The following is a 239-nucleotide window of genomic DNA, read 5'->3' on the forward strand; positions in this document are numbered from 1 at the left end:
ATTGCGCGCCGAAGTCCAACTGCGTGGTTTTCTCGGGCTTGACGCCGTCGAAGGCGTTCACCGAACCGACCGCGCCGGTGTTGGGGGAAAACAACTCCCAGTAATCCGGGAAGCGCTCGGCGTGGCCCAGGCCCGCATACAGCGTGGTGGGGGTGTCCGCCAGATCGTGCTCGTAGCGTACAAAGCACCCAGCGGGAACGCACTGCCCACCAGCATCACGCCCAGCCAGCCGCCGTGTT

1 protein-coding gene is annotated in these 239 nt (G+C 65.3%); it reads right to left on the reverse strand.

Translation table 11 applies throughout. The annotated features are described in order from the left end of the window. Positions 1-239, reverse strand: a 239-nt coding sequence (locus AC0L3B_RS40255) for a hypothetical protein (protein WP_473383623.1), incomplete at both ends; no start/stop codon positions are given.

This window comes from Bradyrhizobium sp. Kon56 (assembly GCF_055807635.1).